At 62.7% G+C, this 24756-nt stretch carries 21 protein-coding genes and 1 other RNA gene; 11 read left to right on the top strand and 11 right to left on the bottom strand.

Going from position 1 to position 24756, the window contains the following annotated elements; genetic code table 11:
- Nucleotides 1–255 precede the first annotated feature (255 nt).
- The 8 genes from F3J45_RS29150 to grpE all read right to left on the bottom strand — a co-directional run bounded on the left by F3J45_RS29150 (nucleotide 256) and on the right by grpE (nucleotide 10642).
- A complete protein-coding gene (locus F3J45_RS29150; protein WP_167070810.1) occupies nucleotides 256–696 on the bottom strand; it encodes an MFS transporter in 441 nt (146 codons plus the stop codon).
- Nucleotides 674–1150 (bottom strand): transcription elongation factor GreA, encoded by a 477-nt coding sequence (gene greA / locus F3J45_RS29145; RefSeq protein ID WP_027917694.1) that lies wholly within the window; start codon nucleotides 1148–1150, stop codon nucleotides 674–676. The genes F3J45_RS29150 and greA overlap by 23 nt, the downstream gene beginning before the upstream one ends.
- Before the next feature lie 2 nt (nucleotides 1151–1152).
- A complete protein-coding gene (carB, locus tag F3J45_RS29140) occupies nucleotides 1153–4374 on the bottom strand; it encodes a carbamoyl-phosphate synthase large subunit (protein WP_167070809.1) in 3222 nt (1073 codons plus the stop codon).
- A 106-nt stretch (nucleotides 4375–4480) separates the two neighbouring features.
- Entirely contained in the window at nucleotides 4481–5617 is a 1137-nt protein-coding gene (carA, locus tag F3J45_RS29135; protein WP_167070808.1) for a glutamine-hydrolyzing carbamoyl-phosphate synthase small subunit, read from the bottom strand.
- Between the two features lie 300 nt (nucleotides 5618–5917).
- Entirely contained in the window at nucleotides 5918–6724 is an 807-nt protein-coding gene (gene dapB, locus F3J45_RS29130; RefSeq protein WP_167070807.1) for a 4-hydroxy-tetrahydrodipicolinate reductase, read from the bottom strand.
- Between the two features lie 13 nt (nucleotides 6725–6737).
- Nucleotides 6738–7862: a molecular chaperone DnaJ gene (gene dnaJ, locus F3J45_RS29125; protein ID WP_167070806.1), complete on the bottom strand. Its 1125-nt coding sequence runs from the start codon at nucleotides 7860–7862 to the stop codon at nucleotides 6738–6740.
- 198 nt (nucleotides 7863–8060) lie between these two features.
- A complete protein-coding gene (dnaK, locus tag F3J45_RS29120) occupies nucleotides 8061–9986 on the bottom strand; it encodes a molecular chaperone DnaK (protein WP_167070805.1) in 1926 nt (641 codons plus the stop codon).
- A 101-nt stretch (nucleotides 9987–10087) separates the two neighbouring features.
- Nucleotides 10088–10642 (bottom strand): nucleotide exchange factor GrpE, encoded by a 555-nt coding sequence (grpE, locus tag F3J45_RS29115; RefSeq protein WP_167070804.1) that lies wholly within the window; start codon nucleotides 10640–10642, stop codon nucleotides 10088–10090.
- Between the two features lie 190 nt (nucleotides 10643–10832).
- On the opposite strand from grpE, the gene recN reads away from it, so the two are divergent.
- Nucleotides 10833–12506, top strand: coding sequence for a DNA repair protein RecN (gene recN / locus F3J45_RS29110; protein ID WP_167070803.1), 1674 nt, complete (start codon nucleotides 10833–10835; stop codon nucleotides 12504–12506).
- Between the two features lie 197 nt (nucleotides 12507–12703).
- On the opposite strand, the gene fur is transcribed toward recN, so the two are convergent.
- The gene (gene fur / locus F3J45_RS29105) at nucleotides 12704–13108 is read right to left on the bottom strand and encodes a ferric iron uptake transcriptional regulator (RefSeq protein WP_167070802.1); all 405 of its coding nucleotides are present in this window, start codon (nucleotides 13106–13108) and stop codon (nucleotides 12704–12706) included.
- A gap of 97 nt (nucleotides 13109–13205) precedes the next feature.
- Here fur and F3J45_RS29100 point away from each other — a divergent pair, with 97 nt between their 5' ends.
- Entirely contained in the window at nucleotides 13206–13739 is a 534-nt protein-coding gene (locus F3J45_RS29100; protein ID WP_167070801.1) for an outer membrane protein assembly factor BamE, read from the top strand.
- A 70-nt stretch (nucleotides 13740–13809) separates the two neighbouring features.
- Here the strand turns inward: F3J45_RS29100 and F3J45_RS29095 are convergent, their stop codons facing one another.
- Complete coding sequence (locus F3J45_RS29095) at nucleotides 13810–14244, bottom strand: type II toxin-antitoxin system RatA family toxin (protein WP_167070800.1); 435 nt, start codon at nucleotides 14242–14244, stop codon at nucleotides 13810–13812.
- Nucleotides 14245–14407: 163 nt separating this feature from the next.
- On the opposite strand from F3J45_RS29095, the gene smpB reads away from it, so the two are divergent.
- A complete protein-coding gene (gene smpB / locus F3J45_RS29090; protein ID WP_003249914.1) occupies nucleotides 14408–14890 on the top strand; it encodes an SsrA-binding protein SmpB in 483 nt (160 codons plus the stop codon).
- Nucleotides 14891–14951: 61 nt separating this feature from the next.
- Here smpB and F3J45_RS29085 read toward each other — a convergent pair whose 3' ends face one another.
- The gene (locus F3J45_RS29085) at nucleotides 14952–15719 is read right to left on the bottom strand and encodes an FCD domain-containing protein (RefSeq protein WP_167070799.1); all 768 of its coding nucleotides are present in this window, start codon (nucleotides 15717–15719) and stop codon (nucleotides 14952–14954) included.
- Between the two features lie 256 nt (nucleotides 15720–15975).
- On the opposite strand from F3J45_RS29085, the gene F3J45_RS29080 reads away from it, so the two are divergent.
- From F3J45_RS29080 to F3J45_RS29045, 8 genes are all read left to right on the top strand, one after another.
- A complete protein-coding gene (locus F3J45_RS29080; RefSeq protein ID WP_167070798.1) occupies nucleotides 15976–17646 on the top strand; it encodes a lactate permease LctP family transporter in 1671 nt (556 codons plus the stop codon).
- A 63-nt stretch (nucleotides 17647–17709) separates the two neighbouring features.
- Entirely contained in the window at nucleotides 17710–18855 is a 1146-nt protein-coding gene (lldD, locus tag F3J45_RS29075; RefSeq protein ID WP_167070797.1) for an FMN-dependent L-lactate dehydrogenase LldD, read from the top strand.
- A gap of 73 nt (nucleotides 18856–18928) precedes the next feature.
- Entirely contained in the window at nucleotides 18929–21742 is a 2814-nt protein-coding gene (locus F3J45_RS29070) for an FAD-binding and (Fe-S)-binding domain-containing protein (protein ID WP_167070796.1), read from the top strand.
- A gap of 238 nt (nucleotides 21743–21980) precedes the next feature.
- The gene (locus F3J45_RS29065) at nucleotides 21981–22274 is read left to right on the top strand and encodes a hypothetical protein (RefSeq protein WP_167070795.1); all 294 of its coding nucleotides are present in this window, start codon (nucleotides 21981–21983) and stop codon (nucleotides 22272–22274) included.
- Between the two features lie 102 nt (nucleotides 22275–22376).
- Nucleotides 22377–22768: a transfer-messenger RNA gene (ssrA, locus tag F3J45_RS29060) on the top strand.
- Nucleotides 22769–23103: 335 nt separating this feature from the next.
- Nucleotides 23104–23373 (top strand): hypothetical protein, encoded by a 270-nt coding sequence (locus tag F3J45_RS29055; RefSeq protein ID WP_240164738.1) that lies wholly within the window; start codon nucleotides 23104–23106, stop codon nucleotides 23371–23373.
- Between the two features lie 37 nt (nucleotides 23374–23410).
- Entirely contained in the window at nucleotides 23411–23680 is a 270-nt protein-coding gene (locus F3J45_RS29050) for a DUF3077 domain-containing protein (protein WP_167070794.1), read from the top strand.
- Between the two features lie 112 nt (nucleotides 23681–23792).
- Nucleotides 23793–24044 carry a DUF3077 domain-containing protein gene (locus tag F3J45_RS29045; RefSeq protein ID WP_167070793.1) on the top strand — a complete coding sequence of 84 codons (252 nt, stop codon included), beginning with the start codon at nucleotides 23793–23795 and terminating at the stop codon, nucleotides 24042–24044.
- Nucleotides 24045–24756 lie beyond the last annotated feature (712 nt).

Raw genomic sequence — 24756 nt, 5'->3', positions numbered from 1 at the left:
TGCGAGCTCACCCCGATGATGGCCAGAAGCGAATAGCTTCCTCGAACAGGCCTGATACATAGATGCAACCGGGTAACCATGTTCAAAAGCAGCTAGACAATGTTGGCGAGTCCATACATAGGAGCGGCCTTGTGCCGCGATGGGCTGCGCAGCAGCCCCCTGCAGTATTTGCGACGAAGCAGATGCCGGGGCCGCTTCGCAGCCCATCGCGGCACAAGGCCGCTCCTACAGGGACCGCACACGCCTTACAGCCGGTTAACGGCGCGCCCTGATTGGCACTGGCTGGGCCACCAGCACGATGCCGGAGAAGCCCAGTACCAGGAAGCAGAACATCTGCCAGCGTTCGCCCACCGAGATGCCGTAGCGCAAGGCGTAATACCCCACGCAGGCCGCAAGGCCCAACAACAGCATCTGGCCGCGAAACTGCCGCCACCAGGCCACCAGGCCGTCTACCCTCGCCAGCACCGCCAGCTGAGTCAACAAACCCAGCAGCGCCACGCCGATCAACCAACGGTCGATCTGCCCGGCGATGTCCTGCACCAGCAAGGGTGCCAGGCCACTGACCTTCAGCGCCGGCACCAGCCCCACATGGAACACCCACAGGCCACCGACCCAGAAAACCTGAGCCAGTTGCCAGAGGATCCCTTCCAGGGATGGCGCCCGCAGGCGCCGATCAGATGTGTTTGACTTCGACAATCTCGTACTCGACCGTACCGCTCGGCGTTTTCACCACCACGGTGTCACCTTCTTCCTTGCCAATGATGGCACGGGCGATAGGTGCGCTGCTCGAAAGCTTGCCTTGTTTCACGTCAGCTTCATCTTCGCCGACGATCTGGTAGGTCACCTCGTCATCGGTTTCGGTGTTGGCCAGCACCACGGTGGTGCCGAAAATCACCTTGCCGGTGTGGGCGATGGTGGTGACGTCGATCACCACCGAGTTCTGCAGACGGCCTTCGATATCGCGGATCCGCGCCTCGACCATGCCCTGCTCTTCACGGGCAGCATGGTATTCGGCGTTTTCCTTGAGGTCGCCCAGCTCACGCGCTTCGCCAATGGCTTGGCTCAGGCGCGGGCGCTCGGTCTTGCTCAGGAAGGTCAGCTCCTCTTCCAGGGCGCGAGCGCCCTGGACGGTCATCGGGTACTTGGTCATGCTCATGCTTTGAGTCCTGCATGCAGATCCTGAAGGCGACGAACGGTCTTCTCAGGACCGAATTTCAGCGCCTCGCAGATGGCTTCACCCGCCGCGATGGTAGTGGTGCAGTAAATCTTGTGCTGCAGCGCATTGCGGCGAATCGAGTAGGAATCGGCAATCGACTGGCGGCCTTCGGTGGTGTTGATGATCAGCGACACTTCGTCGTTCTTGATCATGTCGACCACGTGCGGGCGGCCTTCGGTCACCTTGTTCACGCGGCGCACTTTCAGGCCAGCCGCTTCGATCACCTTGGCGGTACCTGCAGTTGCAACCACTTCGAAGCCCAGGGCGATCAGGTCGCGGGCAACGCCAGCCACTTGTGGCTTGTCGTCGTCACGCACGCTGATGAACGCGGTGCCGCCGGTTGGCAGCACTTCGCTGGCACCCATCTGGGCCTTGGCGAAGGCTTCACCGAAGCTGTCACCGACACCCATGACTTCACCGGTCGATTTCATCTCAGGGCCGAGGATCGGGTCAACCCCTGGGAACTTGGCGAACGGGAAGACGGCTTCCTTGACGCTGTAGAAGTTTGGGATGATTTCCTGGGTGAAGCCCAGCTCTTTCAGGGTTTTGCCAGCCATGACGCGGGCGGCGATCATGGCCAGGGAGGTGCCGATGCACTTGGACACGAACGGCACGGTACGCGAGGCACGCGGGTTGACTTCGATCACGTAGATCTTGTCGCCCTGCAGGGCCAGCTGCACGTTCATCAGGCCGACCACGCCCAGCTCCAGGGCCATTTTCTTGACCTGTACACGGACTTCGTCCTGCACTTCCTTGCTCAGCGAGTAAGGTGGCAGCGAGCACGCCGAGTCACCGGAGTGAACGCCGGCCTGCTCGATGTGCTGCATGATCGCGCCGATGACCACGTCGGTGCCGTCGCACACCGCATCCACGTCCATCTCGATGGCGCAGTTGAGGAAGTGGTCGAGCAGCACTGGGCTGTCGTTGGACACTTGCACCGCTTCACGCAGGTAGCGCTTGAGTTCGTCCAGTTCGTAAACGATTTCCATGGCACGGCCGCCCAGTACGTAGGACGGGCGAACCACCAGCGGGTAGCCGATGCCGCCAGCGGCGCTGATGGCTTCTTCCTCGCTGCGCACGGTGGCGTTTGGCGGCTGCAGCAGGTTCAGGCGCTGAACCATCTGCTGGAAACGCTCGCGGTCTTCGGCGCGGTCGATGGCGTCCGGGCTGGTACCGATGATCGGTACGCCGGCTTCTTCCAGGGCGCGGGCCAGTTTCAGCGGGGTTTGGCCGCCGTAGTGGACGATCACGCCTTTAGGCTTCTCGACGCGGCAGACTTCCAGCACGTCTTCCAGGGTCAGCGGCTCGAAGTACAGGCGGTCGGAGGTGTCGTAGTCGGTGGAAACGGTTTCCGGGTTGCAGTTGACCATGATGGTCTCGTAACCGTCTTCACGCAGCGCCAGGGCGGCGTGTACGCAGCAGTAGTCGAACTCGATACCTTGGCCGATACGGTTCGGGCCGCCACCCAGGATCATGATCTTGTCGCGGGTCGACGGGTTGGCCTCGCACTCTTCCTCATAGGTCGAGTACAGGTAGGCGGTGTCGGTGGCGAACTCGGCGGCGCAGGTGTCGACGCGCTTGTACACCGGGAACACTTCCAGCTTGTGGCGGTGACGGCGCAGGTTCTTGTCGGTGATGCCGAGCAGCTTGGCCAGGCGCTGGTCCGAGAAGCCCTTGCGCTTGAGGCGCAGCATGTAGTCCTTGTCGATCGCCGACAGGGCCAGGGTCTTGACCTTCTCTTCTTCCTTGATCAGGTCCTCCATCTGCACCAGGAACCACATGTCGATGCCGGTGAGGTCGAAGATCTGCTGGCAGCTCATGCCCGAACGCATGGCGTCGGCGACGTACCAGATACGCTCGGCACCCGGCACGGTCAGTTCGCGCTTGAGGATGCTGGCCGCTTCAGGGTTTGCCAGGTCGACTTTCGGGTCGAGGCCGCAGGCACCGACTTCCAGGCCGCGCAGGGCTTTCTGCAGGGATTCCTGGAAGGTACGGCCGATGGCCATGACTTCACCCACGGATTTCATCTGGGTGGTCAGGCGGGCGTCGGCTTTCGGGAATTTCTCGAAGGCGAAGCGTGGCAGCTTGGTCACCACGTAGTCGATCGACGGCTCGAAGGACGCTGGGGTGCGGCCGCCGGTGATGTCGTTCTGCAGTTCGTCGAGGGTGTAGCCGATGGCCAGCTTGGCGGCGATCTTGGCGATCGGGAAGCCAGTGGCCTTGGACGCCAGGGCGGACGAACGGGAAACGCGCGGGTTCATCTCGATCACGACCATGCGGCCAGTGTTCGGGCAGATACCGAACTGCACATTGGAACCGCCGGTTTCAACACCGATTTCACGCAGCACCGCCAGCGAGGCGTTGCGCATGATCTGGTATTCCTTGTCGGTCAGGGTTTGCGCTGGGGCAACGGTGATCGAGTCGCCGGTGTGCACGCCCATCGGGTCGAAGTTCTCGATGGAGCAAACGATGATGCAGTTGTCCTTCTTGTCGCGGACCACCTCCATCTCGTATTCCTTCCAGCCGATCAGCGATTCGTCGATCAGCAGTTCCTTGGTCGGCGACAGGTCCAGGCCACGGGTGCAGATTTCTTCGAATTCTTCACGGTTGTAGGCGATACCGCCGCCGGTGCCACCCATGGTGAACGACGGACGGATGATGCATGGGAAGCCAAGCTTCTCAAGCACCGCGTTGGCCTCTTCCATGCTGTGGGCGATACCGGAGCGCGGGCACTCAAGGCCGATGTCCTTCATGGCCTTGTCGAAGCGCGAACGGTCTTCGGCCTTGTCGATGGTGTCGGCGTTGGCACCGATCATCTCCACGCCGAACTTTTCCAGAACGCCGTGGCGCTCCAGGTCCAGGGCGCAGTTCAGTGCGGTTTGCCCACCCATGGTTGGCAGAACTGCGTCTGGGCGCTCTTTTTCGATGATCTTGGCCACCGACTGCCACTTGATCGGCTCGATGTAGGTGGCGTCGGCCATGGCCGGGTCGGTCATGATGGTGGCCGGGTTGGAGTTCACCAGGATGACGCGGAAACCTTCCTCGCGCAGGGCTTTGCAAGCCTGGGCGCCGGAATAGTCGAATTCGCAGGCCTGGCCGATCACGATCGGGCCAGCGCCGAGAATCAGGATGCTTTTGATGTCTGTACGTTTTGGCATGGTTGTCACTCAAATCCGCGGGTCAGTCGGCAAGCCGTCTTGAACAATCTGGGTCAGGCGCTTCCGGGCGCGGCGCAAGCCGGCCCGGGGCCTTGATGCAGGATGCTCAGCGGCGCTTGGCCATGGCATCGATGAAACGATCGAACAGTGGCGCGACATCGGTCGGGCCTGGGCTCGCTTCAGGGTGGCCCTGGAAGCTGAACGCGCTCTTGTCGGTGCGTTCGATACCCTGCAGGGTGCCGTCGAACAGCGACTTGTGGATGGCGCGGACATTGCCCGGCAGGGTAGCTTCGTCCACGGCGAAACCGTGGTTCTGGCTGGTGATCATGACCACGCCGGTGTCCAGGTCCTGGACGGGGTGGTTGGCACCGTGGTGGCCGTGGCCCATTTTCACAGTCTTGGCGCCGGAGGCCAGGGCCAGCAACTGGTGGCCGAGGCAGATGCCGAACACCGGAATCTCGGTTTCAAGGATTTCCTTGATGGCCTGGATGGCGTAGTCGCATGGCTCCGGGTCACCAGGGCCGTTGGACAGGAACACGCCGTCCGGATTCAGTGCCAGCACTTCGCTGGCCGGGGTTTGCGCAGGCACCACGGTCACGCGGCAGCCGCGGGCGACCAGCATGCGCAGGATGTTCAGCTTGACGCCGAAGTCGAAGGCAACCACGTGATACGGCAGGTCGGCCGCCTCGATGGTCGGGTGGCTGTCGGTTTTCAGCTCCCACACGCTGGAACGCCACTCGTAGCGCTCGGTGGTGGAAACGACCTTGGCCAGGTCCATGCCCTTGAGGCCTGGGAAGGCGCGGGCGGCGGCGATGGCGGCTTCTTCGCTGATGTTGTCACCGGCGAGGATGCAACCGTTCTGGGCGCCCTTTTCACGCAGGATACGGGTCAGGCGACGGGTGTCGATGCCAGCGATGGCGACGACGTTGTTGGCCTTCAGGTATTCAGGCAGCGACTGGGTGTTGCGCCAGTTGCTGGCCAGCAGCGGCAGGTCGCGAATGACCAGGCCAGCGGACCAGACACGGTTCGACTCGGCGTCTTCCGGGGTGGTGCCGGTGTTGCCAATGTGCGGGTAGGTCAGGGTGACGATTTGCTGCGCGTAGGAAGGGTCTGTAAGGATTTCCTGGTAGCCGGTCATAGCGGTGTTGAATACCACCTCACCGACGGTTTGACCGTCGGCACCGATGGCTTCACCGCGGAAAATACTGCCGTCGGCAAGGGCGAGTATGGCTGGCTTTGTCAAGAAGACCTCCCGTTAATCAAGCATGAAAGGGCGATCGCAGGTTGCAAAAAAGCGGAGTGACGTATGGACACGTCACCCCGCTTTTATGTGCTGAATTCAATTCGCTGCGCGCTTTTAGTGGACACACTAAAGCTGTAGCTTACAGAAAAGTGCGTTTTGGGTCTACCGAATATGTGTCTCTTAAACACATGATTGCGACAGACTGAGATCGGCGGCGCCTGCTTCGCGGGGCAAGCCCGCGCCTACACACCCTGTAGGAGCGGGCTTGCCCCGCGAAAAAGCCCACACCGCTGGAACGGCTCAACGCAGTTCCAGCACATCCTGCATGTCATACAGCCCAGGCTCACGCCCATCGAGCCACAGCGCCGCACGCACCGCGCCCTTGGCAAAGGTCATGCGGCTGGAGGCCTTGTGGGTGATCTCCACGCGCTCGCCTTCGGCGGCGAACAGCACGGTGTGGTCGCCCACCACGTCACCGGCACGCACGGTGGCAAAGCCGATGGTCTGGCGCTCACGCGCACCGGTCTGCCCCTCACGGCCATACACGGCCACTTCCTGCAGGTCACGGCCCAAGGCCTGGGCAACCACTTCGCCCATGCGCAGCGCGGTACCCGACGGCGCATCGACCTTGTGGCGGTGGTGGGCTTCGAGAATTTCGATGTCCACGTCATCACCCAGCACCCGCGCAGCGGTATCCAGCAGCTTCAGGCACAGGTTCACACCCACGCTGAAGTTGGCGGCGAAGACGATCGGGATTTCCTTGCCCGCCTCCACCAGCAGTTGTTTCTCCTGCGCGGAGAACCCGGTGGTACCGATGACCATGGCCTTGCCCGCCTTGCGGCAGAACGCCAGGTTCTTCAGCGTCACCGACGGGTGGGTGAAGTCGATCAACACGTCGAATTCGTCGGCAACCTTGGGCAGGTCGTCGGAAATGGTTACGCCAATTCGGCCCAGGCCCGCCAGCTCACCGGCATCGGCGCCAACCAGGGTGCTGTCCGGGCGGTGAATCGCCGCGGTCAGGCCTGCCTTGGGCGCCTGCTGCTGAACAGCCTCGATCAGCACCTTGCCCATGCGCCCGGCGGCGCCCATCACTGCAATACGTCGCATAGCCTGTTCCTTGTCAGAGGTCGCCGAAGAAGCGCTTCACGCCGTCGAACCAGCCACTGGCCTTGGGCGAGTGGGAGCTGTCGCCTTCCAGCGAGCTGCGCAGTTCTTCGAGCAGTTCACGCTGACGACGGCTCAGGTTGACCGGGGTTTCCACCGCCACGCGGCACAGCAGGTCACCGGCACCACCACCACGCACCGGCGCCACACCCTTGCCACGCAAGCGGAACTGCTTGCCGGTCTGGGTGCCTTCCGGAATTTTCAGCTTCACCCGGCCATCGAGGGTCGGCACTTCCAGCTCGCCACCCAGGGCAGCGTCGGTGTAGCTGATCGGCACTTCGCAATACAGGTGCTTGCCGTCGCGCTGGAAGATCTCGTGCTCACGCACGTTGATCACCACATAGAGGTCGCCGGTCGGGCCACCGTGGGTGCCCGCCTCGCCCTCGCCGGACAGGCGAATGCGATCGCCGGTATCGACGCCCGCTGGCACCTTGACCGACAGGGTCTTGTATTCCTCGACACGGCCTTCGCCATGGCACGAGGTGCAGGGGTCGGTGATGATCTTGCCCTGGCCATGGCAGCGCGGGCATGTTTGCTGCACCGAGAAGAAGCCCTGCTGCATGCGCACCTGGCCGATACCGCCACAGGTTGGGCAGGTCGAAGGCGTGGAACCCTTCTTGGCGCCGGTGCCGTCGCACGGCTTGCAGTTGACCAGGGTCGGCACGCGAATGCTGACCGTGGTGCCGCGCACCGCTTCTTCCAGGTTCAGCTCCAGGGTGTAGCGCAGGTCGCTGCCACGCTGGGCACCGCCACGGCCGCCGCCGCGCCCGCCACCGAAGAAGTCGCTGAACACATCGCCGAAGATGTCGGAGAAGTTGGCGCCGCCGAAGCCTGCACCACCGCCACCCATGCTCGGGTCGACGCCGGCGTGGCCGTATTGGTCGAACGCCGCGCGCTTGCTTGCGTCAGACAGCACTTCGTAGGCCTCGTTGGCCTCCTTGAACTTGTCTTCGGACTCTTTATCGCCCGGGTTGCGGTCCGGGTGGTATTTCATCGCCAGACGGCGGTAAGCCTTCTTGAGGTCAGCTTCGCTGGCGCCGCGCTCGACACCCAGAACCTCATAATAATCACGCTTGGACATAGGTCATTTGCACCTTGTTGGGCGTCTGGCATCTGCGCCGCGCCATCAGCACCTGCCTGCACGCCACGAATGGCACGGGCAACTGCTGTAAAAAAATCTCGAATTCCAGATACGCCAACGCGGGAGCAAGCCCCCGCGCGGCGACATCCTACCAGTTCACCGGCCTAAGCCGGTGAACGGGTCGACAGCATGCAACGATTACTTCTTGTCGTCGCCTTTCACTTCTTCGAACTCGGCGTCAACCACGTCGTCGTGCTTGGCTTCCGGCTCGGCCTGCTGGGCGCCGCCCTGAGGCTGCTCAGCCGACTGCTCGGCGTACATCTTCTGGGCAACCGGTGCCGACACCTTGGACAGCTCTTCGACCTTGGCGTCGATGGCAGCCTTGTCGTCGCCTTTTACAGCGGCTTCCAGGGCAACCACGGCCGCTTCGATGGCGGTTTTCTCTTCGGCAGTGACCTTGTCACCGGCGTCAGCGACCATCTTGCGGGTCGAGTGAACCAGCGCATCACCCTGGTTACGGGCAGTGGCCAGCTCTTCGAACTTACGGTCTTCCTCGGCGTTGGCCTCGGCGTCACGCACCATTTTCTCGATTTCTTCGTCGGACAGGCCGGAGTTGGCCTTGATCACGATCGATTGTGCCTTGCCGGTGGCCTTGTCTTTCGCGCCGACGTGCAGGATGCCGTTGGCGTCGATGTCGAAGGTCACTTCGATCTGTGGAACGCCGCGTGGTGCTGGCGGGATCTCGGACAGGTCGAACTTGCCCAGCGATTTGTTCTGCGAAGCCTGCTTGCGCTCACCCTGCAGCACGTGAATGGTCACAGCGCCCTGGTTGTCGTCGGCCGTGGAGAACACCTGCGACTTCTTGGTCGGGATGGTGGTGTTCTTCTCGATCAGCGCGGTCATCACGCCGCCCATGGTTTCGATACCCAGGGTCAGCGGGCTGACGTCCAGCAGCAGTACGTCTTTCACGTCACCGGCCAGTACCGCACCCTGGATGGCAGCGCCCATGGCCACGGCTTCGTCCGGGTTGACATCCTTGCGGGCGTCCTTGCCGAAGAAGTCGGCAACGGCTTTCTGCACCAGCGGCATGCGGGTCTGGCCGCCGACCAGGATCACGTCGTCGATCTTGCTGGCGTCGATGCCGGCATCTTTCAGGGCAATGCGGCAAGGCTCGATGGTACGGGTGACCAGGTCTTCGACCAGCGACTCCAGCTTGGCGCGGGAGATTTTCACGTTCAGGTGCTTCGGACCGGTTGCATCTGCAGTGATGTACGGCAGGTTGACGTCGGTCGACTGGGCCGAGGACAGCTCGATCTTGGCCTTTTCAGCGGCTTCTTTCAGGCGCTGCAGGGCCAGTGGATCGTTCTTCAGGTCCATGCCGGACTCTTTCTTGAACTCGTCGACGAGGTAGTCGATCAGGCGCATGTCGAAGTCTTCGCCACCCAGGAAGGTGTCGCCGTTGGTGGCCAGTACTTCGAACTGGTGCTCACCGTCGACTTCGGCGATTTCGATGACCGAAACGTCGAAGGTACCACCACCCAGGTCATAAACGATGACGGTGTGGTCGCCCTTGGCCTTGTCCATGCCGTAGGCCAGTGCAGCGGCAGTCGGCTCGTTGATGATGCGCTTGACGTCCAGGCCGGCGATGCGACCGGCATCCTTGGTAGCCTGGCGCTGGCTGTCGTTGAAGTAGGCCGGAACGGTGATGACCGCTTCGGTGACTGGCTCGCCGAGGTAGTCTTCGGCGGTTTTCTTCATTTTTTTCAGAACTTCGGCGCTGATCTGTGGTGGCGCCATGTCCTTGCCGCTGGCCTGTACCCAAGCGTCGCCGTTACCGGCCTTGACGATTTTGTAAGGCACCAGCTTGATGTCTTTCTGTACCACTTCTTCTTCGAAACGGCGGCCGATCAGGCGCTTTACCGCGAACAGGGTGTTGTGCGGGTTGGTGACCGCCTGGCGCTTGGCCGACTGGCCAACCAGGATTTCGCCGTCGTTGGCGTAGGCCACGATCGAAGGGGTAGTACGCGCGCCTTCGGCGTTTTCGATGACCTTGACGCTACCGTTTTCCAGAATGGAGACGCACGAGTTGGTGGTCCCCAGGTCGATACCGATGATTTTGCCCATGTTAACTCTCCCGAAACTTGAATTTGGCGGCAGCGGCTACTTTGGCCAACTGCAGTAATACTTGATCGCTTGACACCTAGATGGGGTTGCCCAGAAAGATTTCAAGCCTTCTCGTCGATAGAAGGTTGCGGGGCAGCCGGCGCCTTGCTGACCACCACCATGGCGGGGCGCAGCAGGCGGCCGTTGAGCAGGTAGCCCTTCTGGAACACGTTGAGCACGCTGTTGGGCTCGACGTCGGCGCTTTCCTGCATGGCCATGGCCTGGTGGTGCTCAGGGTTGAATGGCTGGCCGTGCGGGTCGATGGTTTCGAGCTTGTAGCGGTTCAGGGTGTCCTGGAACATCTTGAGGGTCAGCTCGACGCCTTCACGGGTGTTCTTGACCTGCTCATCCTCAGGGTTGAGGTGCGCCAGGGCCATTTCCAGGCTGTCGATCACCGGCAGCAGGTCGCCTGCGAATTTTTCCAGGGCGAACTTGCGCGCCTTCTCGACTTCCTGTTCAGCGCGGCGGCTGGCGTTCTGCGCCTCGGCGACGGCGCGCAGGGATTGGTCCTTGACGGCGGCCAGCTGTTCTTCGAGCTCCAGAACGCGGGCGCCGTTATCCACTGCAGCGGCCTCTTCGGCATTAAGGTCTTTCTCGTTCAGCTGTTCGTCAGCCATGGGTTCTCTCCTGCGCAATGTCTGTTGTACGAGCAAAGCTCGCCGTGTCTGCCGGCTATATGGGGCCGGAAAATCCAGCTTCAAGGGGCAAGTGGGTTTGCCGGCCACCAGAAAATCCGCCAGGGGGCATTGGCAGGCCTGAAAAAACTACTGTATAAATAACCAGACCTGAACTTCGGGAGCCGCCCCCATGCTGGTGCACCTGTCCATTCACAACTACGCCATCGTCGAGCACCTCGACCTCGAAATCGCCCGCGGCATGTCGGTTATCACCGGCGAGACCGGCGCCGGCAAATCGATCATGCTCGACGCCCTGGGCCTGGCCCTGGGCGACCGCGCCGACAGCGGCGTGGTGCGCCCCGGCACCGACAAGGCGGACATCCTCGCCACCTTCGACCTGGTGGACATCCCCGAAGCCCACGCCTGGCTGGCCGAGCGCGACCTGAACAACGACGGCCTGTGCATCCTGCGCCGGGTGATTACCGCCGAGGGCCGCAGCCGCGGCTACATCAATGGCACGCCCTGCCCGCTTGGCGACCTCAAGGCCCTTGGCGAGCTGCTGATCGACATCCACAGCCAGCATGAGCACCAGTCGCTGCTGAAAACCGACACCCACCGCCGCCTGGTGGACGAATACGCCGGCGCCATCGACCTGGCCCGCCAGGTGCAACTGGCCGCCAAGCGCTGGAACCAAACCCGCCTTGAGCGCGACCGCCTGGCCAATTCCGGCGACGAACAACGCGCGCGGCACCAGTTGCTCAGCTACCAACTGGAAGAACTGGACAACCTTGGCCTTGGCGAGCACGAGCTGGAACAGCTGGAGCAGGAGCACAAGAACCTGACCAGCGCCGAAGCCCTGTTCGGCATCTGCCGCCAGGTGATCGACCAGTGCAGCGAAAGCGACTCGGGCAACGTGCTCAGCGCCCTGACCGCCAGCCTCAACCGCCTCGGCGCCGCCACCACTGCGCCCAAGGCGCTGGGCGAGGCCGCCAACCTGATTGCCAGCGCGCAAATCCAGGTGGAAGAAGCCATGGGCGAGCTGAACCGCTTCCTCGACAACTTCGACGCCGACCCAATGCGCCTGCAGGCCCTGGAAGAACGCCTCGACACTATCTATACCTTGGCGCGCAAGCACCGCGTGCACCCCACCGAGCTGCCGCACCTGCAGCAGCAATTGATGGAAGAGCTGGAAACCCTGAACGCCAGCGACGAGTCAATCGAGCGCCTGGGCGAGGAACTGGCGGCATTTGCCCAGCACTATAAAGAGAAGGCCAGCGAGCTCAGCGCCCTGCGCCAGCAGGCCGCACAGCAACTGGCCAGTGCCGTGGAGCTGGAAATCCAGCGCCTGGGCATGCCCGGCGGGCGCTTCTGCATCGAACTCACGCCCAACGAAGGGGCGGAGCTGTCGCCGCACGGGCTGGAACAGGTGGAGCTGCTGGTCAGCGCCAACCCCGGGCAGCCGCTCAAGGGCCTGGCCAAGGTGGCGTCGGGTGGCGAGCTGTCGCGGATCAGCCTGGCGATCCAGGTGATCACCGCACAAACCTCGCGTATTCCCACCCTGGTGTTCGACGAAGTCGACGTGGGCATCGGCGGCCCGACGGCGGAAATCGTCGGCCAACTGCTGCGCCGGCTGGGCGAGCGTGGCCAGGTACTGACCGTGACCCACTTACCGCAGGTAGCGGCACAAGGGCACCACCACCTGTTCGTGCACAAGGTACGCAATAGCGACACCACCCACACCGCCGTGGCCAGCCTGGGCAAACGCGAGCGGGTGGAGGAAGTGGCGCGGATGCTGGGCGGCATCGACCTGACCAAGGAATCCCTGGCCCATGCGCGCAAGATGGTGGTTTCCGGCAAGGCTTAACAGCCCCCTGCCTTGCACACGCCCCCCTGTAGGAGCGAGCAAAGCTCGCGATGGGCTGCACAGCAGCCCCCGGCGCTCTATGGCACCGGCCTTGCCGGTGTTCGCGGGGCAAGCCCGCTCCTACAGGTATTCCATGGCTTATAAAGCACAAAGGCGACCCGAAGGTCGCCTTTGCTATTCATACACGATCGAAATCGTTACTTTTTCTTACGCACATAGAGGACCAGGTTGTGGTCCACCAGCTCGTAGCCATGCTCGGCCACGATCTCTTTCTGACGACGCTCGATTTCAGCATCCATGAATTCGATGACTTCGCCATTCTCCACGTTGACCATATGGTCGTGGTGGCCGCCATCCGCCAGCTCGAACACCGCGTGGCCGCCGTCGAAGTTGTGGCGCACCACCAGACCCGCCGCTTCGAACTGGGTCAGTACGCGATAGACGGTTGCCAGACCGACATCCTCGCCAGCCTCCATCAGCGCCTTGTAGACATCCTCGGCACTCATGTGACGCTGCTCGGTAGAATCGAGCATTTGAAGGATCTTGACTCGAGGCAGGGTTACCTTGAGACCGGCTTTGCGCAATTCGCTATTTTCAACCATGGTCAGCTTTCTCGCCGATGCTGCTTCGCAGCTTCTCTTAATACGGGTATGATCGGGGTTTACGTTGTCCAGCCAAGATAGTGGAAGTCGCCCACCGATGCAAAACACCAAGCTCTTGCTAAACAGCCTCGCCCTCGCGGGACTGCTCGCACTCGCCGGTTGCTCGTTTCCCGGGGTTTACAAAATCGACATCCAGCAGGGCAATGTCGTCACGCAAGACATGATAGACCAATTGCGGCCGGGAATGACCCGACGGCAAGTAAGGTTTATCATGGGTAACCCGCTGATTCAGGACACCTTCAACACCAACCGGTGGGATTACCTGTACAGCCTGCAACCTGGTGGCGGCAAGCGCCAGCAGGAACGCATGAGCATCTTCTTCAACGAGAACGACCAGCTGGTCAGCCTGTCTGGCGACTTCATGCCGGGCGTCAGCCGCGACCAGGAAATCCTCGGTGGCAGCAGCGACACCACGGTCAGCCCGACGGCCCAACCAGAGCAGGCCAAGCCGCAACACGTGGAAAAACCCGCCAAGCCAGGCTCGGTGGAAGAGTCCATCCAGCGCGAGATCGATACCATCGAAACCACGCCAGTGCCTACCCCGGCACCGCTGGAAACCTCGCCGCAGTAACGGCAGGCATAAAGAAAAGCCCGGACCATGGTCCGGGCTTTTTCATGTCAGGGCCATTCAGCGCCTGGGCTTAGCCATTGAGCTGCTTGGCACGCTGGCAGAACGCATCCACCAGGGTATTGGCCGCCTGGTTGAACAGCGGCCCCAGGGTTGCGCGCACGATGGCCCCGGCGTAGTCGAAGGTCAGGTCCAGGCTGATCTTGCAGGCTTTCTCACCCAACGGCTTGAACACCCACACACCATGCAGCTGGGTGAACGGCCCTTCTTCCAGGTTCATCTCGATCGACTGCCCCGGCACCAGCACATTGCGCGTGACGAACTGCTGGCTCATGCCGCCCTTGGCCACTTCCAGCTTGGCGCGCATGTGGGTGTCAGTGCTCTCGATCACGGTCGAGGCCGAACACCACGGCAGGAATTCAGGGTAGCTGGCCACATCGTTGACCAGATCGTAAAGCGCCTGGGCAGGGTACGGCAGCAGGGCGGAGCGTTGAATATGGGTAGTCATCCAGGCGTCACTTCCAAGGCTGGGTGGCGGCGCTTCGCAGCGTGCCGAAAACAGGTTCTGTGCGTATGGCAGGCCTTGTATTGTCCGGTATTCATTGCAGTGGCTCAAGCACACCGAAATCCCATAGCCGACCACGCAATGACTTGCCTATAATGCCGCCCCTATGGCTAAACAAAAGAAACATCCGACCGGGACCATCGCGCAAAACAAAAAGGCGCGACACGATTACTTCATCGAGCACAAGTTCGAGGCCGGGCTGGTCCTGTCCGGTTGGGAAGTAAAAAGCCTGCGGGCCGGCAAGGCGCACCTGACCGACAGCTACGTGCTGCTCAAGGATGGCGAAGCCTGGCTGTTCGGCAGCCACATCACCCCGCTGACCACCGCCAGCACCCACGTCATCGCCGACCCTACACGCACCCGCAAGCTGCTGCTGAACAAGCGCGAGCTAGAGCGCGTGGAAGCCGCCGTGGCGCAGAAGGGCTACACCTGCGTGGCCCTGGCGCTGTACTGGAGCAAGCACCTGATCAAGTGCGAGATTGCACTGGGCAAGGGCAAGAAGGAGTTCGACAAGCGCGACACCATGCGCGAACGCGACTCCAACCGCGAGCTGCAGCGTGCGGTGCGCAACAAGGGCAAGGAAGAGTAGAACTTCTTTAGCCTGTTATGGCCTCTTCGCGGGCAAGCCCGCGAAGAAGCCAACGCCGACATCAGCGCCCGCTGCGCCGCTCTGCCCGCGCAACCCGCTGGGCCTCGCTCTGCGCCTCTTCCAGCACCTCCTGCACATACAAAATGTGCCGGCTGGACACCTCCCGCGCATCCTCCGCCCTGCCCTCGACAATCGCCTGGTACAACTCGCGATGCTGCGCAATCAGCATGTCCCGGGTTTCGCTACGCTGCTGGTACATGCCACCAATGTTGGTCACCACGTTGCGCTTTAGCAGGTCGAACAAGCCCCGAATGGTATGCAGCAGCACCGCATTGTGGCTGGCCTCGGCAATCGCCAGGTGGAAGCGCGCATCGGCTGCGCCCTCCTCGGCCCGGGTGACTTCATCAACCCGGGCATAGCAGTCCTGCAAGGTGTCGAACGCCGCCTTCAACCGCGCCCGGTCCGGCTCGGTGGCGCGCTGGGCCGCATAGTAGGCGCATGACGCCTCCAGCGTGTGGCGGAACTCCAGCAAGTCGCGCTGCGCCTCGGTGCTGTGTTCCAGCAACTGCAGCAACGGGTCGCTGAAGGTTGAGCCCAGCGCCTCGGCCACATAGTTGCCGCCGCCCTGGCGGCTTACCAGCAAGCCCTTGGCCACCAGCTTCTGGATCGCCTCGCGCAGTGACGGGCGCGACACACCGAACTGCTCCGCCAGGGCACGCTCGGCCGGCAAGCGCTGCCCAGAGGTCAGGGTGCCTTCGAGAATCATCCCTTCCAACCGATCGACAATGTCGTCGGACAGGCGCCGCTGGCGGACCTGATCAAAAACCATCACATGCTCTCCACAAACCCCCGGGCAAATTCAGGGGGCGCCTATTCTCGCCCATCTGCGCCGCGCCAGCACGCATCAGCCGACGATTTTCCCAGCGCTGCAGCCGCCCGTTCATCGCCACACGACCAAAGTTTTGCACAGGACAAATTGACACACCCACAACAGCGCTTTTAACCTAGCGACCAGCCATTGTAAATTGGTATTACCAATTATCCAATGCCAGTGCCTGACCAACAACAATTAGGGGCCACCCCATATGCAAACCTGGCAACAACTCTATACCCCGCTTGGCAGCCTCGGCCTGTCCGCACTGGCGGCGGTCATTCCCATCGTGTTCTTCTTCCTGGCCCTGGCCGTATTCCGCCTCAAAGGCCACGTCGCCGGCAGCATTACCCTGGCCCTGTCGGTGCTGGTGGCGATCTTCGCCTTCCAGATGCCTGTCGACATGGCCCTGGCGGCGGCTGGCTATGGCTTCCTTTACGGCCTGTGGCCGATTGCCTGGATCATCGTTGCCGCGGTGTTCCTGTACAAACTCACGGTCAAGAGCGGCCAGTTCGAAGTGATCCGCAGCTCGGTGCTGTCGATTACCGACGACCAACGCCTGCAGGTACTGCTGATCGGCTTCTGCTTCGGTGCCTTCCTCGAAGGCGCGGCCGGCTTCGGCGCCCCGGTGGCCATCACCGCCGCGCTGCTGGTGGGCCTGGGCTTCAACCCGCTGTACGCCGCCGGCCTGTGCCTGATCGCCAACACCGCACCGGTGGCCTTCGGCGCCCTGGGCATCCCGATCATCGTCGCCGGGCAGGTAACCGGCATCGACGCCTTCCACATCGGCGCCATGACCGGCCGCCAGCTGCCGCTGCTGTCGCTGTTCGTGCCGTTCTGGCTGGTGTTCATGATGGACGGCCTGCGCGGCGTCAAGGAAACCTGGCCCGCCGCCCTGGTGGCCGGCCTGAGCTTCGCCGTTACCCAGTACTTCACCTCGAACTTCATCGGCCCAGAGCTGCCCGACATTACCTCGGCCCTGGTCAGCCTGATCTGCCTCACTCTGTTCCTCAAGGTATGGCAGCCCAAGCGTTCGTTCGGCCAGGCCAAGGGCAGCGTCGGCGCCGCCGTGGTGCAGCCGAGCGGCAGCCAGCCCACGCCTTACAGCTTCGGCGAAATCTTCAAGGCCTGGTCGCCGTTCCTGATCCTCACCGTGCTGGTGACGATCTGGACCCTGAAGCCGTTCAAGGCCGCCTTCGCCCCAGGCGGCGCGATGTACAACTTCGTGTTCAACTTCGCCATCCCGCACCTCGACCAGCTGGTGATCAAGACCGCACCGATCGTCACCGCGCCCACCGCCATGCCCGCGGTGTTCAAGCTCGACCCGATCTCCGCCACCGGCACCGCGATTTTCCTCTCGGCGCTGGTCTCCATGGCGGTGCTGAGGATCAACTTCAAAACTGGTCTGACCACTTTCAAGGAAACCCTCTGGGAGCTGCGCTGGCCGATTCTGTCGATTGGCATGGTGCTGGCCTTCGCCTTCGTCACCAACTACTCGGGCATGTCGTCGACCATGGCCCTGGTACTGGCCGGCACTGGTGCTGCGTTCCCGTTCTTCTCGCCGTTCCTCGGCTGGCTGGGCGTGTTCCTGACCGGCTCGGACACCTCGTCCAACGCCCTGTTCAGCTCGCTGCAGGCCACCACCGCGCACCAGATTGGCGTCAACGACACCCTGCTGGTGGCGGCCAATACCAGCGGCGGCGTAACCGGCAAGATGATTTCGCCGCAGTCGATCGCCGTGGCCTGCGCCGCCACCGGCCTGGTCGGCAAGGAGTCCGACCTGTTCCGCTTCACCGTCAAGCACAGCCTGTTCTTCGCCACCATCGTCGGCCTGATTACCTTGATCCAGGCCTACTGGCTGACCGGCATGCTGGTTCACCACTAAAGTGAAAGGGGCCGGGCGCTCGCGTGCGCCCGGCATCTCCTTCAACCCACGTTGCGAGAATCCATGATCATTTCCGCCTCCACCGACTATCGCGCCGCGGCCCAACGCAAGCTGCCTCCCTTCCTCTTCCACTACGCCGACGGCGGCGCCTACGCCGAGCACACCCTGCGCCACAACGTCTCGGACCTGGCCAGCATCGCCCTGCGCCAGCGCGTGCTGAAGAACATGGCTGAGCTCAGCCTTGAAACCAAACTATTCGACGAAACCCTGAGCATGCCCGTGGCCCTGGCCCCGGTCGGCCTCACCGGCATGTACGCCCGCCGCGGCGAAGTGCAGGCGGCGCGAGCGGCGGCAGCCCATGGCATTCCGTTCACCATGTCGACCGTGTCGGTGTGCCCGATCGAAGAAGTGGCCCCGGCCATCGACCGGCCGATGTGGTTCCAGCTCTACGTACTCAAAGACCGCGGCTTCATGCGCAACGCCCTGGAGCGGGCCAAGGCCGCCGGGGTGAAAACCCTGGTGTTCACCGTCGACATGCCCGTGCCCGGCGCCCGCTACCGTGACGCCCACTCCGGCATGAGCGGCAAGAACGGGCCGATGCGCCGCGTACTGCAAGCCATGACCCACCCCGAATGGGCCTGGGACGTCGGCGTGATGGGCCGCCCCCACGACCTGGGCAACATCTCCAAGTACCGTGGCAACCCCACCGGCCTTGCCGACTACATCGGCTGGCTGGGCAACAACTTCGACCCGTCGATCTCGTGGAAAGACCTGGAGTGGATCCGCGATTTCTGGGACGGCCCAATGATCATCAAGGGCATCCTCGATGCCGACGACGCCCGTGACGCGGTGAAGTTCGGCGCCGACGGTATCGTCGTGTCCAACCACGGCGGCCGCCAGCTCGACGGCGTGCTGTCCAGCGCCCGCGCCCTGCCGGCGATTGCCGACGCGGTCAAGGGCGACCTGAAGATTCTGGCCGACTCCGGCATTCGCAGCGGCCTCGACGTGGTGCGCATGATCGCCCTGGGCGCCGACACCGTGCTGATCGGCCGCGCCTTCCTCTGGGCCCTGGCCGTGCATGGCCAGGCCGGGGTGAAAAACCTGCTCGAACTGTTCGAGAAGGAAATGCGCGTGGCCATGGTGCTGACCGGTGCCAAGTCGATCGGCGAAATCACCCGCGAATCGCTGGTGCGTGAACTGGGCGCCTGAGCCTTATAGAAGTACCGCCTGAATGACCGGGGCATGCGGCGCGCCAGACGCCGTGGCCCCGCGAGGAGATTGCATGAGCCTGCCCGCCGCGTTCCTGCGTGATGCCGAGCGCCTGATACCCGCCGAACGCCGTTTCGACGACCCGACCTCTACCCTGGCCTTTGGCACCGACGCCAGCTTCTATCGGCTGATCCCAAAGCTTGTGGTGCGCGTCGAATCCGAGGACGAAGTGGTCGGGCTGATTCACCTGGCCCAGCGCGAGCGCGTGCCGGTCACCTTCCGCGCCGCTGGCACCAGCCTGTCGGGCCAGGCCATCAGCGACTCGGTGCTGATCGTACTGGGCGATAACTGGAACGGCCGCGAAATCCGCGGCCAGGGCACGCAGATTCGCCTGCAACCCGGCGTCATCGGCGCCCAGGCCAATGCCTGGCTGGCCCCTTACGGGCGCAAGATCGGCCCAGACCCGGCCTCGATCAACGCCTGCAAAATCGGCGGCATCGTCGCCAACAACGCCAGTGGCATGTGCTGCGGCACCGCGCAGAACACCTACCACACCCTCGCTGGCATGCGCCTGGTGCTGGCCGACGGCACCCGCCTGGACAGCGAAGACCCCGCCAGCGTCGCCGCCTTCGAAACGTCCCACGCCGACCTGCTCGCAGCCCTCGCCCGCCTGGGCCGGGAAACCCGCGCCAACACCGAACTGGCAGACCGCATTCGGCACAAATACCGGCTGAAGAACACCACCGGCCTGTCACTCAATGCGCTGGTGGACTACGACCAGCCGCTGGATATCCTTCAGCACCTGCTGGTCGGTTCCGAAGGCACGCTGGGCTTTATCAGCGCCGTCACCTACAACACCGTGCCCGACCACCCGCACAAGGCCAGCGCCCTGCTGGTGTTCCCCAGTGTGGAAAGCTGCTGCCGCGCCGTGACCGTGCTCAAGCGCCAGCCCGTGTCCGCCGTGGAACTGCTCGACCGCCGCAGCCTGCGCTCGGTGCAGAACATGCCGGGCATGCCGGTGTGGGTAAAAGGGCTGTCGGATGACGCCTGCGCGCTGCTGATCGAATCCCGCGCCGCCAGCCAAAGCCTGCTGCACGAACAGCTGCAGCAGGTAATGGCATCGATCGACGACTACCCGCTGGAGCAGAAAGTCGATTTCAGCGAAGACCCGGCCGTGTACAACCAGCTGTGGAAAATCCGCAAGGACACCTTCCCCGCCGTCGGCGCCGTACGCCAGACCGGCACCACGGTCATCATCGAAGACGTGACCTTCCCCGTCGAGCAGCTGGCCGAAGGCGTCAAGCGCTTGATCCAGCTGTTCGACAAGCACCGCTACGACGAGGCGATCATCTTCGGCCATGCCCTGGAGGGCAACCTGCACTTCGTGTTCACCCAAGGCTTCAACAGTGCCACGGAAGTGGCGCGCTACCAGGCCTTCATGGACGACGTGGCGCAGCTGGTGGCCGTGGAATTCGGCGGCTCGCTCAAGGCCGAACACGGCACCGGCCGCAACATGGCGCCGTTCGTTGAGCTGGAATGGGGCCACGATGCCTACCAGCTGATGTGGGCGCTAAAACGCCTGCTGGACCCCAACGGCATCCTCAACCCCGACGTGGTGCTGAGCAGCGACCCGGACATTCACCTGAAAAACCTCAAGCCGCTGCCCGCCGCCGACGAAATCGTCGACAAGTGCATCGAGTGCGGCTTCTGCGAGCCGGTGTGCCCCTCCAAGGGGCTGACCCTGAGCCCGCGCCAGCGCATCGTGATGTGGCGCGACATCCAGGCCAAGCAGCGCGCCGGGGTGGACACCCGCGACCTGCTGCACACCTACCAGTACCAAGGCATCGACACCTGCGCCGCCACCGGCCTGTGCGCCCAGCGCTGCCCGGTGGGCATCAACACCGGCGAGCTGGTGAAGAAGCTGCGCAGCCAGGCCGCCAGCCATGCCACCACGGCCAACTGGCTGGCCGAGCATTTCCACACTGCCCTGGGCGGCGCGCGCCTGACCCTGACCGCCGCCAACACCGCCCGCAAGCTGCTCGGCGCCCCGCGCCTGGGCCGCCTGAGCGCGTCGCTGAGCAAGGCCAGCAAAGGCCGCCTGCCGCAGTGGACGCCCGCCATGCCCCAGCCCCTGCGCACCGTGGCACTGCCCCCCGCCAGCAACGATGCACGGCCACGGGTGGTGTACCTTGCCGCCTGCGTTTCACGGGTGATGGGCCCGGCCTACGCCGACCGCGAGCAAAGCTCGCTGCTCGACAAAACCCGCGCCCTGCTGGAAAAGGCCGGCTACCAGGTGGTGTTCCCAGGCAACGCCGACAGCCTCTGCTGCGGCCAGCCCTTCGCTTCCAAGGGCTACATGGAACAGGCCGAGCACAAGCGCCAGGAGCTGATTACCGCCCTGCTGCACGCCAGCCGCGGCGGCCTCGACCCGATCTACTGCGACACCAGCCCCTGCACCCTGCGCCTGGTGCAGGACCTGGCCGAAACCCGGCTGGACCTGTACGACCCGGTGCGCTTCATCCGCACCCACCTGCTCGACAAGCTGGAGTTCACCCCCCAGGAAGAACCGGTGGCCGTGCATGTGACCTGCAGCACCCAGCACCTGGGCGAGAGCCAGGCCCTGATCGACCTGGCGCGCCTGTGCAGCAAGCAGGTGGTGATTCCCGAAGGCATTCATTGTTGCGGGTTTGCCGGCGACAAGGGCTTCACCACCCCCGAGCTCAACGCCCATTCGCTGCGTAGCCTGAAGGATGCGGTGCAGTATTGCAGTGAAGGCATCTCCACTAGCCGTACCTGCGAGATTGGCCTGTCGAGCCATAGCGGTATCGACTACCACGGCCTGGTGTACCTGGTAGACCGCGTTACCCGCCCCCGGCGTTTAACGTAGGATTTTCGGCGTTTGTAAGACCGAGCGCCGCCCGCACACAAATGCGCCAGCCCTCACTGGCACGAAACAGACGTAGGAGCGAGCAAAGCTCGCGATGCGCCGCCCACGCGGCGCTCGGTCTCCCAAACGCCACAAAAACACCGCCGCCCCCCAAGCCCCCAACAAAATGGAACCCCCACAATCCCCCATCAGTCCACTTTAAAGGCCCACCCTCCCAGAGGCCTCAAAGGAGACACCCATGAAAGGTACCGCGCTTTCGGCCCTCTTCGCGGCCGCCACCCTCCTGGCATCCCCGGCCTTCGCCGCCGACGACCTCTGCACCGCCAACCTGCAGAAAATCGACGACAGCATGGCCACCGCCGGCGCCACCTCCGAGGGCTTGGACAAGGCCATCACCGAGCACGTCGACCAAGCCAAGGCCGCCCAGGCCAGCGGCGACACCAAGCAGTGCATCGCCATCACCAGCAAGGTGCTCGAACGCCTGGAAAAAACCGAGAAAGGCAGCGGTTCCGCCGGCGGCAGCGGCGCCTAAGCCTTCGCGCAGCGGGCGACCCGGCCGCCTGTCGACGCCGCCCGCGCAATGGCGTATACTCCACCCTACGTGCCGTAAGGTGCGTTAGCTTAGAGCTAGTGTGGGGCCGATCAGGATTCGACGCCGGTAGCGAAACTCTAGGTGCATGCCGAGTTGGTAACAGAACTCGTAAATCCACTGTTGCAACTTTCTATAGTTGCCAATGACGAAAACTACGAGGGTTACGCTCTCGCTGCGTAAGCAGCTGAGCCCGCTCTCCTGGTAGCTTCGGCTCCAGCAATCATCAGGGGATGCCTGTAAACCCGAAATGATTGTCATACAGAACAGGATCGTCGTGTAGCACGTTGGGGGCAAAGCGACTAAAACTTACCCAACTCGTCCAAAGCACCCTGCCCGTCGGGCGGCTGCGGATTAACTCAATAGACACGGCTAAGCATGTAGTACCGACAGCGGAGTACTGGCGGACGGGGGTTCAAATCCCCCCGGCTCCACCAAATCCAAGAAAGAAGACGCCCCTGGCGTCTTTTTTTGTGCCTGCGATTTTCTGATCTCGTAACACGCTGTTACGTCCAAAATCAGATTTTACCGCTTTCTTGTAGGGCATTTCCCAAAGATACTCCCAGCCGTTGTGGTGTTCCGGGCGAAGCATTAGTGTCGGTTTGTCGCTGCCAATCAGCGACCGGCTTTGACAGGCCGCCTTGAACTCACCACATGGCATTGCCGTTATGGCAGCTGTGCATGGGGCACCTCGCGTGCGCCGGGTTTGGTCTGTTCGCCGGTCTGTCAACCCATGTACAGCTGCCGCCTTTCTGTTTGACAGCAGAGGGTGGTGGCCCAACCTGAACAGGCCTACACCATGCTGAAAATAGTCCCCGATCCACCCCACCTCCTCCAATCCCTGGAAGACACACTGATGATGGCTGCCGATTACGCCCTGTGCGCTGAGGCCGTCACCCAGCAAGCAATGCTGATGCAGCCCAGGTCACCTGTGTCGCTGTTGATCATGGCGTCGATGCACGAGCTTGAAGCCCTACGCAAGCTGCTAGAAGCAGCGCTGCTTCAACTTCAAAAGCCCGCAGACCCACGAACGCAGCACTGATCCGCGCAGGCATCTACATCTTTCAGGGAGATCAACAATGACCACCGAAGCAACCCATTTCACCGTCGGCAAAACCACCTTCTACCAAGGTGAAAACCAGACCCACCCCCTGTTCCGCATCGAAGCCGGCATCCCCTGCCAAGTCGCCCGCGAGCAGGCCTCGGAACTGATGGGCTACGCCCGCGACCTGTCCATCGACGGCCTGATGGAAGAAAAACCCCAACTCCTCTGGGCCTCCCACTACCTCTGCGCCCTGGCCAAAGCCCTGCTCGACGACGCCGAACTAGGCATGACAAAAAACCCATAACCCCAAAAAAGCCGCTCCGCTTTCTCTTGTGGGAGCGGCCTTGTGTCGCGAAAGGGCCGCAAAGCGGCCCCAACAATCCCCCACCAACGCAGACATCCAAGAGAGCCCACCGATGCCGAAAACCGAAATCGCAGCCACCACCGACGCCTGCAGTCCAGATTTTCGCTACGGTCATGCCCAACAACTATTCACCGCCAACCCCGGGATAGACGTGATGGTCGCCAAAGAGCATGCGATGAAAATTATGGACTGTGCACGCTATCTCAATCACACCGGGGTGATGCTGGGCGACCGTTGCAGGGTCGCAGCCTCTTATCACCTCAACGAGATGGTTCGGGTGCTGGTAGATGAAATTCAAAAGTAACGCGGGCTGTCTTACTTAACCGGCTAGGGTGCGACTGGCGTCTCGACGGGCTTTATCCACAGACGTGGAACTGGGCGTGCAAGCGCTGTCGGGGACAGCACGCGATGCGTCCCGAATCTGCAAGGTCACGCCGCTTCCGTGGCGGTTCTCACCAAGGGTCATTCGCGTTCGGCAGTTCGTCCGGTCACCTCTCAGGTGATGCATACTCGTACTCATATGACCCTCGTAGGCGAGACACACAGTGCTTCGCCGCCCTGTAGCAATCTATCCGCCTGGCCGAATCTCGCGCCAACCTGTGCCCGTCCATTCTCTGGATGAAACGGGCACTTCAAACACCGCTGCTGCCTTGATCACACATGGCTTTGCGGTAATCCCCCTCATGACAATCGGCGTGACAAACGCCGATGTCACTAGCAACAGCCATGTAGATGATGGTGCCGCAGAGCAGGGAATGGACTGCGCCTGGCTGACAGTCAGGCATGCCCCGGTCATCGCATTGCTGCTTGCACCTGGCTCAGGATCTCGCGGCGTTCGTCTCGTCAGCCAATGCAGCCTCCACCGGCCCAACAGGAGGCCAGATCATGAGTAAGCGATCCATAAACCCCACCCGTTAAATGAAGGACGGGGAAATCATGTATTCGAGTCGGGCACCTGCCCCGCTTGAGTCTTTAACCCGAACAACTGGTCAGCTAGCTGTCGGCCTCGCTCCAGC

It is taken from the genome of Pantoea sp. Ap-967, assembly GCF_011752565.1.
Lineage (GTDB): Bacteria > Pseudomonadota > Gammaproteobacteria > Pseudomonadales > Pseudomonadaceae > Aquipseudomonas.
The sequence above is the reverse complement of the archived record's forward strand: the minus strand, read 5'-3'. Positions and strand labels throughout refer to the sequence as shown.